3 protein-coding genes are annotated in these 2,049 nt (G+C 58.0%); all 3 read left to right on the plus strand.

Annotated features, from left to right (window positions below; genetic code table 11):
• Nucleotides 1–166 precede the first annotated feature (166 nt).
• Nucleotides 167–394: a PGPGW domain-containing protein gene (locus M3436_20985; protein MDQ3566440.1), complete on the plus strand. Its 228-nt coding sequence runs from the start codon at nucleotides 167–169 to the stop codon at nucleotides 392–394.
• 34 nt (nucleotides 395–428) lie between these two features.
• Nucleotides 429–1,316, plus strand: a complete 888-nt coding sequence (htpX, locus tag M3436_20990; GenBank protein MDQ3566441.1) for a protease HtpX — start codon at nucleotides 429–431, stop codon at nucleotides 1,314–1,316.
• A gap of 151 nt (nucleotides 1,317–1,467) precedes the next feature.
• Nucleotides 1,468–2,049: TerC family protein (locus tag M3436_20995; GenBank protein MDQ3566442.1), on the plus strand; the 582-nt coding region annotated here is incomplete at its 3' end.

A 2,049-nucleotide genomic window follows, 5' to 3' on the forward strand; every position in this document is an offset into this window, starting at 1 on the left:
TTGTCCGTCGTTCATGATGGTCTTCATCCTCCCATCATGAACAGTCGCCGCCTTACTTCAGACTCATCTTGTATTAGAAATAAGCCCTCCCTTCAGACTCATCTTGCATTGGAATAGACTTGGATATGCAACGTTTTTACCGCTGGAGTATTATAGCGAGACCTTCATGATCTCGCAGTCTTACAAGCTAGCGCGCCGAATCGTGGTAGGAGTCGTTGGAGCAACGGTCGTGCTGCTCGGTATGGCGATGATCGTGCTCCCTGGCCCTGCCTTTATAGTCATCCCGATCGGTCTGGCGATCCTCGGGATAGAGTTCACGTGGGCGCGGCGCTGGCTGCGTGTGCTTAGATCCAAGGTTCAAAGCACGTTTAACGCGCGGCGGAGAATTCGTTAGCCGGTGTGTTAGTATTACCTGAAGGAGCTTGGATATGAAACGCATATTTCTCTTCTTAGTCACCAACCTTGCGGTCGTTTTCGTGCTCAGCATCGCGCTGCGACTCTTGGGAGTCGAGCGTATCCTCGATGAGCAAGGTACGGGGCTCGATCTCAACGCCTTGCTGGTGTTCGCCGGCGTGTTTGGATTCGGCGGGGCGTTGATCTCGCTTGCGATCTCCAAATGGACCGCTAAGCGTCTGACCGGCGCGCAGGTCATTGAGCAACCTGCCCATGCGAGGGAGCGCTGGCTGGTGGAGACCGTCCGGGGGCACGCGCAGCGGGCGGGTATCGGGATGCCGGAAGTGGCCATCTTCGATACACCGGATGTGAACGCCTTCGCCACGGGTATGCGCCGCGATCACGCGTTAGTGGCCGTGAGCACGGGCTTGATCAAGTCGATGAGCCTGGACGAAGCCGAGGCCGTCCTGGGGCATGAGGTGAGCCACATCGCCAACGGCGACATGGTGACCCTGGCCCTGATCCAAGGTGTGGTCAACACCTTTGTGATCTTTCTCTCCCGCGTCGTAGGCCATCTGGTCGATCGCCTGGTGTTCAAAACGGAACAGGGACATGGGCCGGCATTCTGGGTGACCGCAATCATCGCCGAGCTCATGTTGGGGATTCTGGCGAGCATCATCGTCATGTGGTTTAGCCGCCAGCGCGAGTTTCGCGCGGATGCGGGCGGGGCGAAGCTCGCCGGCCGGGAGAAAATGATCGCCGCATTGGAGCGGCTGAAGCAGCGCTATGAACAGCCTCACTTGCCCGACCAGTTGGCCGCCTTTGGGATCTCGGGTGGAATTGGCCATGGCCTAAAGCGCCTGTTCATGTCGCACCCGCCCCTAGACGAGCGCATCGCGGCTTTGCGGGAGTCCAGCCGATAGATCGACCTAGTGCAGGCCGGCGTCACGGCCCATGTTGTGCCGTACGCGTAGTCGTTGTTCGCTACACACTAGGTGGCCGATCAGTGAACCTTGTCTTTGCAACGGGCCGGTTGAATAAAGCAGCGCAAACGGTCAATTTCGGAGTCAAGTAATGGAGTGGTTAACAGATCCGACGATATGGGTCGGTCTTCTGACGCTCGTCGTGCTGGAAATCATCCTCGGCATCGACAATCTTATCTTTATCGCCATCCTGGCGGATAAGCTGCCACCGTCCCAGCGTGATCGAGCGCGTGTCATCGGTCTGAGCTTAGCGCTGCTCATGCGTCTCGGGTTGCTCGCCAGTATTTCCTGGGTCATGTCGCTGACGGCACCGCTGTTCACTGTATTTGCACAGGCGATTTCTTGGCGCGACCTCATCCTCGTTCTTGGTGGGGTGTTCCTGCTGATCAAGGCCACGATGGAGATACATGACCGGCTCGAAGCCGGGCCACACGAGCACCCGGACAGCGTCGCTCATGCCCGGTTCTGGCCGGTAGTCGCGCAGATCGTGGTGCTCGACGCGGTGTTCTCGCTCGACTCGGTCATCACGGCCATCGGCATGGTCGACGAGATCTACATTATGATGGCAGCGGTCGTGATCGCGATGATCGTGATGATTGTCGCGAGCAGGCCGCTCACCAAGTTCGTAAACGCCCATCCGACGCTGATCATCCTTTGTTTGGGATTCCTGCTA

This window comes from Pseudomonadota bacterium, from assembly GCA_030859565.1.
Taxonomy (GTDB): Bacteria; Pseudomonadota; Gammaproteobacteria; order JACCXJ01; family JACCXJ01; genus USCg-Taylor.